The sequence below is a fragment of the Segetibacter aerophilus genome (assembly GCF_007991655.1).
Classification (GTDB): Bacteria; Bacteroidota; Bacteroidia; order Chitinophagales; family Chitinophagaceae; genus Segetibacter; species Segetibacter aerophilus.
In genome coordinates this window covers 254,389-270,929 of record NZ_BJYT01000002.1, presented here as the reverse complement: position 1 = coordinate 270,929, position 16,541 = coordinate 254,389, and the positions used below count along the sequence as shown (strand labels likewise).

Below are 16,541 nucleotides of genomic sequence, written 5' to 3'. Positions count from 1 at the left end.
GTTTTGATCGTTTGTGTTAGTTTAGTTTTTTGCCAAGAAACCTTTTTTAAGGTCCTTCATTTTAAGACGTTGTAAAACCAGTTCTCCAACCTTAATGCCCATGTCGCGCCCAACTTCGCAGGAGTGTTTGAAATGGATTCCTCCAAATACTCTTGACATTCCCGCTTCGTTTGCTGCTGCACGAACAGATTCAAATGAACGACTGGGTATACCAAATTCGAGCTCAGAAGTATCGGTGTAGTTGATGTTATCTCCAAAGTAATGAGTCATCACCTCTGCTGCGGCTGCTGAAATAACTGCGTGTCCACTAGTATATTCAGGAAACGGTGGAGTTTGAATATATGGCTGCCATTCAGGATCGACGTACTTGTTAATTGCAGTTTCGGGCCTGATATAATTGCTTCTGAATTTCTCGTCCCAACAGCTAATGAATGCATCAAACAAAGCAATAGACGTTTGAGCATAGGCCGAAACGGTCGTATTAAAATCTGATTTTTTGTTTGCTGCTATGATACCTACAATGTTCATCCAATGGCCGCCGGGAGAAAACTTCTTAGTGGCATACATTACGTGACCGTTTACATTTAATTTAAAAGAATTGTCATCCCAAAAATCCGCCATGTGCTTTTGTTCGGGAGTAAGGCTGTCAACTGCCTTCTTCACCAGCATCATCGCATTGTAGAAAGTACTCGAAATGTTTTTTGGGTCGTACTTAGGCGGACGAACAGGTTTAAATTGAGAACAAGAATCAAGCACAAGGGTTCTTACTTCCATCCAGTGCGGCTCAACGGCCTGGGCATACATGGGCGGCGTTGGTATCCACCTGCCATCCTCGTTCGTAACCGTAAATTTGCTTGAACTACGTATTTTGGCGTAGTTGTCTTTTTTGCTCCAGCTCATAATGCTGTCAGCAACCAGACTGGCATAGCTTACGCTGCCTTCAAAAATATCCGAAGGCATTCCCGCATCTTTTGCCTTTTTTTTCAATTCATTCACGTAAACATCCATACTACCCTCAGGAAAAGTAACGGCGTTGCCGACTTTGCAAAATGACAGCAAAGCTGCAAACGGAAAGTCTACTTTGTTTGGCGCGACAGGTTTGGGTATAGTTGTAAGACCATGTATTTGCCCGGCAAGAGATGGATAACTTTTATCCCCGGCAGCTATTACTTCGTAAGCGGCAATATTGGCGTAGGCGTAATTACGCGCAGCAATCATCGGGGGAAAATTGTTTTCCAGCACTATGTCATTGAGCTTTTTAACAGTCTTGCTATACAGGAGAGGGTCGTGTGTAACCTTTGCATATTCTCCTGAATTCTTGCATGCCTGTAGCAGAACCATAAATATTACAACGAAAAGAATTATCCTCATAAGGTCTTTAAATACGATGAATTCTTTTAAAATTTTTTTGTTGCCAACGGTATCAATAAGGGCAACATCGTTGCGTCGCACACTTCAACTTTCTCTGGATTTTCTCTGCGGTTTCTAAGGGAAGCTCTTTCCAATGTTACTAAGTTTCCCTTTAAAGGATTCGAGCACATTTTTGGAAACAAAGCAAAATGCAGCAAGCAGTAGAAAGTTGATCAAGCCAGGTTTAAATTATCATGATAATAAGATCGACCTGCCAAACAAGTATAATGTGTGCCTTTATAGCAACGTCAGCTCGGGCGGCTGCTCAGGGGAAGAATGGGGTGAAGAAGGAAGGCAGCTTAACTGTTCCTTTATAGAATAAATGCGGTTACTTAAAATTAAAATTGCAGGCGCTGAAATGCTTGTATGACAATCATACTCTCCAACAAGGTTTTTAAAAAATCCTTTTGAATTGTTCGACTTTTTAGAATTGTCGTTTTGCGCGATGTCATTTGTATTTTTGAAAAAGTCGTGCTTGGCAGACTCAATCCTCATTTTATTATTATCGGGCAAGCATAACAAAACCAGGTTGCCATCAGCAATCTTCCTTTTTACATACTTGTAAATTTTACCTTTTACGGTAATCTCGCCATCCACCCGCTCAAAGTTTTGCTGGTTGTTTAGGTAAGGAAGAGAAAGAGGAATTTTTATGGCGACAAGCTCAGCTTCATTAAAATCGTTCTTATCAAATGATGCTTCAAGTCTCGTGTCCGATTGCTGTTGAGCGTAATTGAAGAGTAGCCTATAACCAAAAAGATTAAAGAGGAAAATAGAAATCAATAATATGGCAGCAAGTTGTTTCACAAATCTTTAGGAAAAATACTTATTCTACAGTTACGGGCAAAAAGTATTAAAAATTTTTAAGACGATCTGCCCGGAAACTTGGTCCATGTACATTTTACTTTACGATGAATGTTTTTTTCTCCGGACCAATTCCTGTTAATTGTAAAGACTTCCAGTGAGGAGGCAGCTTTGTTGGCAACCGCACAATACCTCCGGGTGTTATTTCAAGTCCTCCAAATCCGTTTAGCATCGCCTGAATCATTCCGCCAGCTCCTGTTGCGAAATAAGGGTTGTTACCTGTCGCTGTTTCGGCAATGACACCAAAAGGTGGACGCATATTAGGAGTATATCCTACTTTAAAAGCTTTGAAAGCCTTTTCCGGATTTCCCAAACGTTCGTGCAAAATAGTAAAAATGGCATGGGTCATAGCTGGCCCCTCACCTACTCTAGGTTCATAATATTCAAGGTCTCTTCTAACGGCTCCAGGGTCTGTGATTTCTTTCAATGGATAAGCTAGCAGGTTTACATCAGCTTGCTTAATCTTTTCACCTCTGTATGCTTCATGTTCTTTTGTTACGCCATCTGCAAATTTTAGAATAGGAATATTTTTATAAACATTCATCCAATCCGGATCAGGTGTAAGACCAAGTATAGTAGCTGCATCCGTCGCATACTTTAAATTTGCTTTTGCAGCGGCATTCGTAAAGGCATTATTGTCTACGTTTTCAGCCCATTCATCTGCTGCCACCACATTTTTAATTTCGTATTTTCCGGGGCCGTTTCTTTCTACCCGGCTGGCCCAAAAGTCTGCCGTTTCTTTTAGCAACGGGTAACCTCTCTCTCGTAACCATTCCTTATCGTGAGTAACGGAATAATAGTTCCAGGTGGCTATCGCGACGTCAGCAGTGATGTGATGCTCAAAAGGTCCACTAAGCGCCCAAACGGGTGTTTCCTCGTTACCACTAGCGGCACTCTCCCACGGAAACATGGCGCCTTTATAGCCATGTGAAAAAGCGTTGTGCTTTGCAGTTTGTAAACGTTGGTACCTGTACTCAAGTAAAGACTTTGCTATCCCTGGTTGAAGTAATAGCAAAGAAGGATACATCCACAGTTCTGTGTCCCAAAAAGCATGACCATTATAACCAAGACCACTGAGGCCCATCGGAGATAAACTATAAGCTGTGCCTTCTCTTGCAAAGGAATATAAATGGTAAATCATACTTCGCACTTCACGTTGGGAAGCATCGTCTCCCTGTATAATTATATCGCTTTTCCAAAGTTCGTCCCATGCCTTATTATGAAATTGAAGCAATCGGTCTCGTCCCTCAAGCTTTGCAAAAATGGTTAGGCGTTCGGCTTCGTTTAATGGATCATCATGATGAGCAGAAGTAATAGCCGAACCAACGACAGCAAAATGATATGTTTGACCTGCTTTCAATTTCTTTTTAAATTTCAACAGGTGCATGTTGTTATCCCACATTTCATGAATGACCGAAGGCTCGCTTCCATGTTGTTCATCAAACAAAAAACTGTTTGATGCAGCCATTAACAATTTTCCTGTAGGGCTTTTAGCTGTCGAAGTGAGTAAGGATATACGAATGTGAGGCCGGTCAATTTCGTTGTAATAGTTCTGTACATCCTTCAGCATATCTGGTGCCTCCATTACGCTTGCCGGAGTTATCTCAATATCTTTTTTTGCAACAATTGTCACATCAACCAAAGCAGTGTAAGGCAGGTGGCGCAAAGAATAATGAGTATAACTGACAGTTGCTTTATCACCATAACTGAAAGTAGTTGTCATATTAGCGTGTTTCATGTCAAGCACCTGCTGTACGTTTTGAACCTGGCCAAAATTTTCTATTCTTGCACCATCCACTTCCAGGTACATGTTTACGAAATTGAAAGTCTTCAGAATATTGCTAACCCTGCCGCGGCCATATAAATCGAATGCACCGTTTAAAACAATGTCTTTTACTTTAAAGGGCTCAGGAGAAGAGACAATGCCAATCATTCCGTTTGCCACCGTTTCTCCAAAGTAGTTAGAAGGATTTATTGATGATGCCTTAATGGTCCAGGTGTCTTGGGCACTACCGGTTTTCAGCAGGAGATTAAAAAGACAAAAAAGTAAAAGGCGTGATTTTATGTGCATTCGGGTTAAGTTTTAAGGAACGGTACTTCAAATGTTTTTAAATACAAAAACCAAAAAATCAAATATTTGTTTGCCCCGGCCAGCAACTTGTGCTGTTGATGCTGACGCAAAATTGTCAGAACTATATAACCAGCTTCTTAGACAATTGCCTTCAAGAAGAAAAGCTGCCACATCTGTAACAGCTTTTCTTCGATTTATGAAATATGTCTTCAATTCTTACAAAAGTCTCAACCAAATATTTCTATAACTAATTGGCTCGCTCTTGTCTCCATGCGATTGTAACTTAATTGGTGCTGCGCCATGTTTTCTATAAGAGGGTTGACCGATATAAGGAGTATCACCCAGCAGCGATGTGTTGTTTTGTACAAGCACGCCGTTGTGAAAAACTGTAACCCTTGCCATCGATTTCAAAATGCCATGATCGTCGAACTTCGGTGCAACCCAAACTACGTCGTACGTCTGCCACTCACCCGGCTTCTTCGAAGCGTTGGCTAATGGAACAGCCTGCTTATACATGCTTCCTACCTGCCCGTTTACGTAGGTGGTATTTTTATAGTTGTCCAGCACCTGCAGTTCGTATCCACCGGCTCCCCATGGAAGTGCTGCTAAGAAGATTCCGCTATTACCACGGGCCTGCCCGGAACCGGTAATGTTAGAGGGAATACGGTATTCGATATGGAGTTGATAATCCGTGAAAGAACTGCGGGTTTGAATGTCGCCTACACTTTTATTTACCGTCATCGCATTATCGCCAAGCGTCCATTTCGCTGCAGTTGAGTCTTTTGAATTAATCCATTGATCCAAATTCTTCCCATCAAATAAGATGATCGCGTCAGATGGCGCATCACTAAAACCTGCACCGGGTGTAACTACGGGAGGTACCGGCGAATAATATTCCGTTTCCTCAGGCTTAGCTCTCTGGGGCTCTTGGGCCGCGGAGGTAAGAGTTAAACCTGGTAGGAGAAGTGCTAAGATTAGAAATTGTTTCATTTCCATTTTGTGTTTAAAAACTATAAAACTGTTCATTGTTATTTTGTCGAAAAACTATTTTTGCCCTTTTTACTTCGACTTATTCAAAGAGTTAATCCACTCTGCAATTTTACGTGCCTCCGCATTTGGCACCTGCGGCATCGGAGGCATTGGCGTTGAATAATCAGGCCAATGCTCTGGCTTTGGATTATGAATTAAATCTATGATTTGAGCAACGGTATACTTACGTTTTGCAACATCCTTGTAGGCAGGACCTACTTGTCTTGTATCAGGATTGTGACAAGCGAGACAAGTGTTCTTTTGCAGCAGATTTTTAACTTCTGCAAATGATGGAGCTTTCGTTGCTTTTGTTTTTGATGAAACTGGCGTTGCTGTAGTGGGTGTCTGGTCAGAGGTGGCAGGATTTGCAGCCGCGCCTTTTGTATTTTTGTAGCGGACAGGGACGGTACTTTTTGAAGGAAGTGAAGAACCCTTCCCACCCTTGCCCGAGTTCTTTGTACTTACTTCACTTGGAAGCAGTTTTTTACCCTCAGGGATATTATTCAAGGTGTAATAAGCTACCGGGTGAACCAGTGAAAAAAAAGTTTCTTTATCCTGAACGCCGTTAATCGTAATTGTATGGATGAAATTTTTACGGAGGTTACTAACTACTATTCTTGCCTTCATTCCATCATCTGACACCTTTACGCCAGTAATCGTACACTTTTCCGTATTTACAGGAGGACTGCCGTAGACTGCATGATATTTATAAGTATAACTTTCTACCGAATAAGAAGCTATATCTTCTGCTGTTTTCTGATCGGCAGGTTTCGTGAACTCAATTTCAAATCCATCAGGCATTGCACGAACTGCTCTCATTTCAAATGGAATTGAATTGTTCCAAACAAGTCGCTGAAGTCCTTCTGTGGCTTCGCCTGCTGATCCCCAGCCGCGATTTGTTTCACCAACCATTAATGACCCGTCTTTCGCCCACGCCAAACGAACGATACCTGATTGAAAGCCACTTCGAAATGCCCATGAAGCTCCCTGGTATTCGCCGTTAACTTTTTCCATAAAGACGCGATCAATAATACTTTGCCCCTGGTCACCAACCAACAGCTGTCCGGCAAAAGGTCCAAAAGAACCTTCCGGTATTTTTACGATTTCAGAATTGGAAATTCCTAGAATACCGTGGGGCAGCCATACAGCAGCTGCCTGCAGTTCAGGTACGAATTGCTTCATATCCGCTTGCGTCATAAACTGTTCGTTCACGATATTTGCTGGCTTAACAGGACGGCCCTCTTTATCTACATCCAACCTCGGATTTATTTTCGACAATATCTGCTCCTGCTTAACCTTTACAGGTGAGTTTGGTAAATTAGCCCAAACCAGACCGGCAGGATGACCTAGAAAAGCGCCTTTTCTTATTGGCTTCAAGCTGCCGGACCCTACCCAGTCGCCCTGGTTATCGGTATACCACAACTCACCGTCTATCATGCTTATGCCACAGGGAGAACGCAGACCGGTTGCCCATGGCTCCATGCTGCCATCCTCCTTAATATTAAGCGCCCAACCTCTCCATGGCACAAAACTTCTTGGGTGCCACCAATCCTCGGGAAAGCCTAAATTCAGTGTCACAAAGAAAGAACCGTCCGGCGCTAGCTTTGGTCCGAAACTATATTCATGGTAATTTCCGGATACCGGCCATGCATACACTGTTTCGTATACATCCGCTTTACCATCCATATCTGTATCAACCAGTTTTGTTAGCTCTCCCCGTTGGGCACAATACAATGCACCCTCTTTATACACCAGTCCCAAGACTTCGTGCATGCCACTTGCAAATTTTCTAAAGTACGGACGTTGGCTTGTCGGATTTTCCACAATAAACACGTCGCCGCGCCTCGTCGTGACGCCTACGTCTCCATTAGGCAACGTACAAAGACCGCCTACTTCGAGTATAATACCTTCCGGTGCTGGCACCCTCATTATTTTGAAGTAATCTTCTTCTTTAGCACTTTCTGCCTGTGCCCATCCTTCAGTCTTCAGTCCTGATATTGCCAGCGTCAGCAACACAACAGGGAGCATTTTACTGAAGACATTCTTCTTATTAAAACGAATCATTTTTACTATATTTTAAAAAAGGATAGAATAACTTATTTTACTTTGAACAGGCACCAACAATTCTTTATGCCCATTAGAGTCTCTTATTATTGCCTTACCTGTTCCACTATCATCTATTCTTAAATAGTATGATTTGTCATTTACGAGGTAAAGATTTTCGGCGGATGTTTCGATTTTAAAACCTTCAGCTAGTCGCATATACAAGTTTGGAACAGCTCCAACCACAGATATCTCGCGGTGAAGGCCTTCGTTTTTATCCATTATCCTCGTTACGTCGTTTACCATTGCGTTGTAAATCTGGTAGCGAAAAGTGGGTCGGTCACTAGCATCAAGAATGTATCCCTTTGGACGATAACCAGTGCCTGCAGTATCAAACGACCAGGATGCCGTAGGAGAGCTCAGCGTTTGTAAAGCCATAATCGGCTTTCCAAATTTTAGTAACGAGCCCGAAGGTCTTGACGACCCGTCGCCTCTCGAATGCCACATAGGTGTCGCATCCAGAAACCGTCCACGCCATGCCTGCACAATCATCCCTTTGTCCAGGTCATAGGTGTAATTAACCTCTGATGGACTTCCAACATTTACAGCATGCGTTACTCGTACTGTGTCAACATCCATGAAGCTGCGAAGGATGGTGTTAACGGGTGCATTTATTAAGATAGGATCAATCGGATCACCGGAAGCCACATTGGCGTCACTAATCAGGTATTCTCTTATTCCAGGACCGGCAATAGCAAGGCCTAAAGCGGGTTTAGCAAAATCGAAGATTTTTGAATAAATAAGCTGAAACGGAAGGTCGCCAGCAGGCAAAGTCACTTTTCCCCGCCCCCTCTGCTGGCCTACATTTACTGCCACATTGTTATTAATGGTCATGGACCCGCGGCCCGCCAAAAGACTTAGATTGAAATTGTAATCACCAGCCTCTTTAACTCTAAGCGTACCTGTATAAACTATCGTAAACTCATTCTCTAGCTTACTAATATTAGACGAAAGAATTACAGAAGAACCCTCAGCATCAGGAGGCAACTTTTTAAAATCAGGTTGCGTTTCAAACTTTCCTTTATACACTTTATACTTCAAGTCAATTAATTCAGGGCGAGGCTTATCATAAGTTGTTAGTTTAATGTTTCTAAAGGCAACAGAGCCGTGATCTCCCTGCAGACGCAAAGGCCCTGAGGCTACTTCATCATTGCCTAACGCACCTCTTGTAGGGCCCGACAGTTCGACATTCTCTTGTATAGAAACACCGTTCAACTCTACACGTAAGATTTTTGCGCCCTCCAGCTTTAGTCCATTACTATTTACGCGTGGTGCCTGAAAAGATATTTTAATGTGTTGCCATAAACCTGGTGCGCGGCTCGCATTCTGCCTTGGAGCGTGTCCTTCATATCCCTTTTGCCCCTCTGGCTTTCCTTCATTCCAACGCTCGTAAATTCCTCCATTGTCGCCCGCTTTAGGGTTTACTACTCCCCAGCTATCTAACAATTGAATCTCATAACGGCCTTGCAAATAAATTCCCGAGTTAGAGCCTTTAGCCATCATGTAGTCCAGCTCAAGATCGACGTCGCCATGCTGCATGTTCGACACAAGGTCTTGCCCGGGATTATTGAAATCAGTGATGTTTGCAAGCACCCCGGTTCCCGGGGTCAGAGTGAGCACTCCGTTTTTTTCAAGATCTCCCTTTACATCTCCGGCAAGTTTCCAGGTAGAGCCGGGGCTTTTAAAAAAGGAAAGGTCTGTAAGCGGTAAAGTAGTTTGCGCTGCTAAAACATTGTAACCGAAAGCGCCGGCAAAAAGTAGAATTGCCTTTGCATTAGTCACTCGTTTCAATCCCGGCGGAAAACAAGAAAATGGAAACTTCATGTGTTTCAAATTGATTATAATTAATGATGTAAATAGTTTTATTGTTTGAAAAACTTACGTGGAAACAATGGAAATTTTCGAAATTCACTCTAATCGATATCCAAGGCAGCACTTGTGATTTTATAAGTTGCATTCGCAAGGCGAATGCGGGAGAAAACACACTTTGAATGAAAGGCAGGCATAAAAGGAAATTTTAAATAATCGTTGAAATTAAAGTTGAAAGTTATGATTTACCGAATAACATTATTACAAATAATTTCTACAATATTCCACTTGTATCATGTCCATTCAATTTATACAGAACTAAAATGTCTAACCATTCGAGCGTCGTCCGGTTAATGCTCGACGTCTTAGATTTCTCTATCGATTACTTTTTCTTTTAAATAAACACAGTTTGTCGTTGTTGATTGCTACAGCTATATACTCTGCCCCATTGGCGCCTCTTATTGTCGCAATATCCCGCGCTTCACCTTTCACTAACAATCCACTTATTGCCGGATGTACATAGTTAAAGGTATTGCCCCCAGCACCCAAAAAAGTACTACCATAAGAAGCATCAAAACGGCCGGTTTGAGGCTTCAGGCCAAAGAAGTTTCCAGCAAGAAAAAGATCCTGTCTGCCATCCTTGTTTAGATCATTTGCTAGGATACCAAATACCGGCAATAGCTGAGCCATTACCGGCAAAGGGCTTTCGGACACTGTAATAAGCATTAGCAATTATTTTTAATCAGTAACATGAACCAGTAATAAAAGAATAGAAGGCACAACGAATCCTGAATTGAAAGAAGTAGCTATTAAAAAATGCACTATTAGTTTATCAAATAATAATACTACCGTTAAACTTTTACTAGGAAATGTCATGGTAAAGATGCTCTTGCATTACTTTGCATCATTTGTTCAATTTATTTTTTTATGAGAAAAATCATGGTGGGGTTACTTATAATTGTAGCACTCTCCTCTATAGCTACTTTCATTTTAATACCAGGGCAATTATCAGTTTCCTCAATATCTATAATGAAGGCAAATGAAAACGCCACATTCAGAAATCTATCAGACCAAAACAATTGGACAAAGTGGTGGCCATCTCAAATAAAAGAGGATCTTCGAAAAGGCTATTTTTCATTCAATGGGTATAATTACGAGCTAACGAAAAAACTCTACAACGCAATAGAAGTAAACATGGTGATGGGAAATAAGGCGTTTACAGGGGATATTATATTAACACCAATTGCTCCTGACTCAATTGCTGTAAAATGGGAAAGCACCTTAACAACAGGCAATAATCCTCTGAATAAAATTTTAAGCTATCAGCAGGCTAAAAGGATTAAAAACAATATGCGGGTAATACTTGATAGCCTAAAATCTTTTAGTGAAAACGAACAGAGAGTTTATGCGTGCAATATTCAAAGGACTACAGTAAAAGACACTTTTTTAGTTGCAGCTAAACTAACCACAACCCATTATCCTTCAACAACAGAAATTTACAATTTAGTTGAAACTCTAAAAAAATATATTGAAAGCCGGGGAGCCAGTAAAACAAACTATCCCATGCTAAACGTTACCACTAACGATAGCATTGAGTATACAACAATGGTAGCCATTCCGACAAATAAAGTTCTTCCTGACAATGGTAATATTGCTTTTAAAATATTGATGTCTGATAAAGACAAAACATTAACAACAGAAGTAAAAGGAGGCGTTCAAAACATCAAAAAAGCGTACAAAGAGTTAAACATGTATATGAAGGATTACAATCTCTCAAGTCGTGTTATTGATTGGCAATCACTGATTACAGACAGGTCTAAAGAAACAGACAGTACTAAATGGATTACTAAAATATACATTCCTATTGTGTAATAAAATAAGGTGTTCGGCAAGTGCATATAGAATAAACTGTACAAGAGTGCCACGCAAGAATGCTAGATACAGAGGAGCGGTAGGTCTGAAAAAAAATACCTCTTTTTATTGTTACTATAAATAACTGTTACGTAAGATCACCAACTACCTGCGGCTGTCTTTGAAACTAATAATCATCGTACTATCGTTATTTCTTGCTAAGATATATGCTTCCTTTTTTGCTATATTAATTGAAGAAATGTTTCGAACCTGACCTTTTACTTTTACGCCATTAAAGCTTTCGACTGCAAAAGTACCCGCGCCTTTGTTTAACAACAGCGTGCCAAAATCAGCGTCATATCTTCCCATTTCAACGTTGCTTTCATAGTAATTACCAACCAGCAGAATGTCGGGAAGATTATCTCCGTTCGCATTGACAACGGCTGCGTCGCGGTAAGAAGAAAACTGGGCATTCCATGGTAAATCCTGAATCTTAAAAGCCATCTTTCCATCATTCATAAGAACAGCGTTGGATAAATAATTTGCAGTAAAAAGATTGGCTTCACTCAGTTTTTGATCAGAAAAAATCTCACCAAGTGAGGCGTCAGCAAAATCTCTTGCATACAGGAATTTCTTCTTAAGAAAAGGCATTTGCTTTTCTAATTCCGCTTTGTTCGCGAAAGGAATTTCTTTTCCGTTTAGATAATATGTCAGCACCTGTTCCTTTCTTTCATTTTCATCAAAATCGTTATAGTAAAGCTTTACCTCTTCTTTTTCGGAAGCTTTTAACCTGCTGTTTCGACCTAGATTACCTGCTATTAGGTCAATATCTCCATCATTATCAATATCACAAGGGGTAATAAAATTCCACCATCCTTTCTTTTCGGTTAATAACTTCTTTCTAAAACTTCCCTTTTCATTGATGAATGCAATAATACGGTCCCATTCAAGTGAGAGAACCAGGTCTTTGTCGCCGTCTTTATCCAAATCGAGCCATATACCGTGTGTCACAAATCCTACATCATGCAATTCTTTTGCATAAAAAGAAGTAATGTCTTTGAACCTGCCGGTTTTATCGTTGAGCAAAAGATACGAGTGAGGAACTTCACCATAACTCATAGGGACAGAACGTCCACCGATAAACAAATCAATAAATCCATCACCATTAAAATCACATGGAGCAATTGTGGAAGCATTAACGAACAAATGATTAAAAGCATTATTCAAAACAGTAAAATGTGCCTTTCCATCGTTTAGATAAACACGGGGACTTAAATATTTATCCTCGCCATAATATTCGTTTCCCCCACTTGCCACGACAAGATCTGTATTGCCATCGTTATTTACATCTGTCCAGCAAGCATCTACATCTTCATAGGTACTATCATTATCTAAAACAGGTATATCTATTTTATTAAATTTTGCCTGCTTATTTTGAATAAAAACCGCGCTCTTTTTTCCTTTCGAAGAACCGATAAAGACATCGTCAAGTCCGTCATGATTGATGTCAGCTACTGCTAGCCCCGGCCCTTCAGTGGATAGCATGTGCGGTATTAAAGGTTCGCGGTCGAATTCGTTAAAAGAATTTTCTTCATGTTTAAAAGTAAGCCCCGTAGCAGCGGTAATATCCGCCATAGGAAAACTTTCAGGCTTTTTAAAAGAAGTAATTTTGCTGTAATCAAATTGGGGTAAGTTAGTCCGATAGGTCAGCTTAAGTAAAGATGTATCGCCGGGAATTTGTATAGACTGATAGGTATTATCGGGCCAAACAAGAAAAATAGAATCTATAGTAGTTTTATCAAGGCCTATGTGCATAGGTATTTCCATACTTGAAAGGAAGCCATGTACTGCATTTTTTTCATAAATCCGAATGCCTTTATCTGCATAAACAATCACTTTAGCTCCAACTCCATTAATATTTTTTACATCTCCCTTTAAAGCTATTTCGAGCGCTTTTTTCTGGTGTAAATTATTATTTTTATTCTCATATAACAGTGCGGGCTCATCTATGTTATTTACAACTATATCCAAATCTCCGTCATTATCAAAATCAGCATAAACAGCACCATTCGAATAAGTGGATCTATCGTTACTGATATTTTGTTCCATATCAGAGAACAGTAGCTGTCCCGTGTTTTTAAAAAACTTATTTGGTATTTTTATTTTAGGAAACTCATTCATGAGTGTCGCATCGTTTCCATAAATTTTTTTGTCCTGTATCTTTTGTTGTACTTCCTGGTCAGAAATAAAATTGACATAATCAATGTCATTCATCCGCTTTGGTATTCCGTTAGAAATAAACAGGTCTTTAAGGCCATCATTATCAAAATCAACCCATAAAGGAGCCCATGACCAATCAGTGGCAGCAATTCCAGAATACAAACCTATCTCACTAAACATTGCATTCTTTCGGTTGAATTGAAAGTTGTTACGTGTATACTGGTAATTATAACCATGCTTTATCTTAAGGTTATAGATATCATATTCATTTTCTCCAAAAGAGCTTTTTAAAACGTGAGGATCTGATGGCAACATATCCACGGAAATAATTTCAGGGTAGCCATCATTATTAACATCAGCAGCATCTACACCCATCGTAAACTTGCTGGTGTGCATTATTTCATTATTAATTTCTTCTTTAAAAGTGCTGTTTTTCTGATTAATGTATAAATAGTCATTTTCATGAAAATCGTTTCCTATATACATATCAGGATAGCCATCAAGGTTAATATCTGCTACGACTACTCCTAATCCATAACTAATGGCAGAACTGTTAATTCCTGTATAATGAGTAACATCTGTAAAACGATTTCCGTCATTACGAAACATCCTATCTCCAGACAACTCACTGTATGTGCCGATAAAATCTTTTCTCGGGCGAAATGACCCGTTTTCGTGAACAGAATGGTTTAATAAAAACATATCGAGGTCACCGTCCATGTCATAATCAAGAAAAGCCGCTTGTGTGCTAAAGCCTGAAAAATCAAGGCCATATTCATGTGCTTTATCAACATACTGTGGAATTCCGTTTTTATTAATCCCTTTGCAAATCAACAATTCGTTTCTGCTATTTAGAATCTCATACTTTCCGACCCTGGAGATATAAATGTCAAGAAAACCATCATTATTTATGTCTACAATAGAAACGCCTGAGTTCCACGCATTTTCTTTTGGTATTTCCGCTTCATCAGTAACATCCTTAAAATGCAACTCTCCTGTGTTCAAATACAGACTATTGTTGCCTTGGTTCGAAGAGAAAAATAAATCGATCTTTCCATCATTATTAAAATCGCCTGCACCCACTCCAGCACCATTATAAAAGTACATGTACTTCAACATGTTGAAAGTGTCCGTTGCGGTAAGTTGGTTGGAGAAGTTAAGACCCGTTCTGTTGTTATCCAGCACTGCAAACATTGGCGGAACAGCGGGTTTAGATTTACATGAAATACAAAATGAAATTACCAGTATTGAATGTATAATGAAGCGGTTTCTATTTTTAATAGTCCTGAAAAACCTCTTTCTAATATCTTTTACAAAAGCATGGATTATTAAGCTTCCTGTATTTTTTTTTATACCAACGTTAGTTTTCATGGTGTCATCGTTGCGGCGCAATCACATTATCCGTAAATTATTGTTGATCTTTCTTCCGTGTCAAATCTATTTAAAGTTTTCTATTACTTCTCCAACTAGCCGATTGTATTGTTTGTACAACACCTACCAGTTCCGCATGTAAAAGTGGTAAAAGTTTCCTTTGTCTGCATTCCTGTTCTAGCGGCACTTAACCTTTTATCGAAAGCAACCATTCAGTACAAAACGAAAAAAGGTCACTATTACATGACCTTTTTATTTTTAAAATTTAGTTCGTTATTTAATAGCCAGGGTTTTGAGTTAGGTTTGGGTTAACTGCAAGTTGGGAACTGGGGATTGGAAATAATAGGTTTTTAGGATCATCAGCTGGTTTTTCTTGCCAAGGCTGCAAAAATTTTCCGTAACGGATCAAATCCTGTCTTCTCCATCCTTCCCAATACATTTCGCGGCCACGTTCATCCAGCAACTTAGCGAGATCAACAGAAGCCATTGGAGTAGCACCTCTTTTCTGACGTACACTATTTACAATTACCAAAGGACCCGCTGTATTTCCTGAACGAAGTTGAGCTTCCGCCTTCATTAACAGTACATCGGCGTACCTGAAGATTGCCCAATCGTTATCGCTCTGTTGATTTAGATGAGGATAGTCGTAGGGATATTTAACTACCCTGATACCTGTTCTTTCCAGCATATTTGGGTCCGTTTCTCTAATTTTCACCTCCCGGAAAAAGATTAAAGGGTTGCCTTTCCTATCTTGCAAAGGAGCGTCAGTAGTCAAATTGTACTGTTGCCCTTCCAGAAACCCAACGTTTATCCTTTTGCCAGGGTTAGGTAGCCCTGCAGCATAATTATAATAAATACCTCTTCGTTGATCTGTTGCCTCAAACTTGTCATAGAAATCAGATAGTGTTGAAAATCCATTATTGCCTCTGGGACTCATATTATAATGAAAGCCCTGGATTGCTGAATTTGCAACTCCACCACCGCGGTCGCCATTTTGATTATAAAGGGTATAAATATTTTCTGCGGATTTAGTGTTATTGTCAGGAGCAAAGTTGTCAAAGAAATTATCATCCAACGAGTACTTATTGCTTCCGATTATTTCATCAGCAAGTGAAATTACCTTTGTCATATCTGCCGCGTCGAAAGTCGGTGCAGCCCGATTAACGTACGCTCCCTTGTTTAAATAAACTTTCATTAATAAAGCACGGGCTGCATTTTTGTTTGCAACGTAAGCTTCACTATTCTCAGGAAGGGTAGAAATAATGCTGGTTAATTCAGAAATAATAAGGTCTGTCGCCTCAGTGCCTTTCAATGTCGTGGGTGTTATTCTGTAGTCGGTCAGATTTTCTCTGTAAGGCACTTGTCCCCAACCGTCAAGTACCATATACATTGATAATGCCCTGATAAATCTCGCTTCTGCAGCTTGCTGAGGCGTGGGGTTGAATTGGAGTACATTTGAGGCGGCAAACTGTGCACTTAGTAAATCATTAAAGGCATTTCTTATCTGGCCCTGGTCAGCGTTCCATGTGTGTGCGTGCAGCGCTCTCCATTGGCCATTGTCATCCCAATCCGGACCCCGTGTTGGAGCTATTGTTTCATCGGTAGTATGCTGGTTAACATGCCAGATATTGCCGTTTTGAAAGGTATTAAGAGAATTATATGCACTAATTAATAATTGAGCAGCAGAGATTGTACCGGAGTTACTTTCTTCAAGTTGACTCCGGAAGTTCTCTTCCAGCTTGGTACAAGAAAAGACTAGTAGCGTTAAGAAAAAACAAAAGAATAATTTTATATATTTCATAGCCATCATTTTTTA

At 40.2% G+C, this 16,541-nt stretch carries 10 protein-coding genes; 1 reads left to right on the top strand and 9 read right to left on the bottom strand.

The annotated features are described in order from the left end of the window. Nucleotides 1-21 precede the first annotated feature (21 nt). The 7 genes from SAE01_RS04585 to SAE01_RS04555 form a co-directional block, all read right to left on the bottom strand. A complete protein-coding gene (locus tag SAE01_RS04585) occupies nucleotides 22-1,452 on the bottom strand; it encodes a vanadium-dependent haloperoxidase (RefSeq protein WP_246113159.1) in 1,431 nt (476 codons plus the stop codon). A gap of 195 nt (nucleotides 1,453-1,647) precedes the next feature. Then, nucleotides 1,648-2,214, bottom strand: a complete 567-nt coding sequence (locus SAE01_RS04580; protein ID WP_147202475.1) for a hypothetical protein — start codon at nucleotides 2,212-2,214, stop codon at nucleotides 1,648-1,650. 94 nt (nucleotides 2,215-2,308) lie between these two features. Then, on the bottom strand, nucleotides 2,309-4,342 hold the full coding sequence (locus tag SAE01_RS04575) for a kojibiose hydrolase (RefSeq protein ID WP_170234075.1): 2,034 nt from the start codon (nucleotides 4,340-4,342) through the stop codon (nucleotides 2,309-2,311). A 216-nt stretch (nucleotides 4,343-4,558) separates the two neighbouring features. After that, a complete protein-coding gene (locus tag SAE01_RS04570; protein WP_147202474.1) occupies nucleotides 4,559-5,332 on the bottom strand; it encodes a 3-keto-disaccharide hydrolase in 774 nt (257 codons plus the stop codon). 69 nt (nucleotides 5,333-5,401) lie between these two features. Then, entirely contained in the window at nucleotides 5,402-7,435 is a 2,034-nt protein-coding gene (locus tag SAE01_RS04565) for a c-type cytochrome (protein ID WP_218029093.1), read from the bottom strand. Nucleotides 7,436-7,447: 12 nt separating this feature from the next. Then, nucleotides 7,448-9,298 carry a 3-keto-disaccharide hydrolase gene (locus SAE01_RS04560; protein ID WP_147202473.1) on the bottom strand — a complete coding sequence of 617 codons (1,851 nt, stop codon included), beginning with the start codon at nucleotides 9,296-9,298 and terminating at the stop codon, nucleotides 7,448-7,450. A gap of 360 nt (nucleotides 9,299-9,658) precedes the next feature. Then, nucleotides 9,659-10,009 carry a hypothetical protein gene (locus tag SAE01_RS04555; protein ID WP_147202472.1) on the bottom strand — a complete coding sequence of 117 codons (351 nt, stop codon included), beginning with the start codon at nucleotides 10,007-10,009 and terminating at the stop codon, nucleotides 9,659-9,661. A gap of 201 nt (nucleotides 10,010-10,210) precedes the next feature. On the opposite strand from SAE01_RS04555, the gene SAE01_RS04550 reads away from it, so the two are divergent. Next, nucleotides 10,211-11,155 carry a GyrI-like domain-containing protein gene (locus SAE01_RS04550; protein ID WP_246113158.1) on the top strand — a complete coding sequence of 315 codons (945 nt, stop codon included), beginning with the start codon at nucleotides 10,211-10,213 and terminating at the stop codon, nucleotides 11,153-11,155. Between the two features lie 144 nt (nucleotides 11,156-11,299). On the opposite strand, the gene SAE01_RS04545 is transcribed toward SAE01_RS04550, so the two are convergent. Both SAE01_RS04545 and SAE01_RS04540 read right to left on the bottom strand, forming a co-directional pair. Beyond that, entirely contained in the window at nucleotides 11,300-14,548 is a 3,249-nt protein-coding gene (locus tag SAE01_RS04545; protein ID WP_246113157.1) for a VCBS repeat-containing protein, read from the bottom strand. Nucleotides 14,549-15,002: 454 nt separating this feature from the next. Further along, nucleotides 15,003-16,526, bottom strand: coding sequence for a RagB/SusD family nutrient uptake outer membrane protein (locus SAE01_RS04540; protein ID WP_218029092.1), 1,524 nt, complete (start codon nucleotides 16,524-16,526; stop codon nucleotides 15,003-15,005). Between the last annotated feature and the right edge of the window lie 15 nt (nucleotides 16,527-16,541).

Bases quoted from the DNA above. Each gene is read 5' to 3' on its own strand.
- SAE01_RS04555 (WP_147202472.1), bottom strand. From the start codon at position 10,009: ATGCTTATTACAGTGTCCGAAAGCCCTTTGCCGGTAATGGCTCAGCTA.
- SAE01_RS04545 (WP_246113157.1), bottom strand. From the start codon at position 14,548: ATGTTTGCAGTGCTGGATAACAACAGAACGGGTCTTAACTTCTCCAAC.
- SAE01_RS04540 (WP_218029092.1), bottom strand. From the start codon at position 16,526: ATGAAATATATAAAATTATTCTTTTGTTTTTTCTTAACGCTACTAGTC.
- SAE01_RS04575 (WP_170234075.1), bottom strand. From the start codon at position 4,342: ATGCACATAAAATCACGCCTTTTACTTTTTTGTCTTTTTAATCTCCTG.
- SAE01_RS04570 (WP_147202474.1), bottom strand. From the start codon at position 5,332: ATGAAACAATTTCTAATCTTAGCACTTCTCCTACCAGGTTTAACTCTT.
- SAE01_RS04565 (WP_218029093.1), bottom strand. From the start codon at position 7,435: ATGATTCGTTTTAATAAGAAGAATGTCTTCAGTAAAATGCTCCCTGTT.
- SAE01_RS04550 (WP_246113158.1), top strand. From the start codon at position 10,211: ATGAGAAAAATCATGGTGGGGTTACTTATAATTGTAGCACTCTCCTCT.
- SAE01_RS04560 (WP_147202473.1), bottom strand. From the start codon at position 9,298: ATGAAGTTTCCATTTTCTTGTTTTCCGCCGGGATTGAAACGAGTGACT.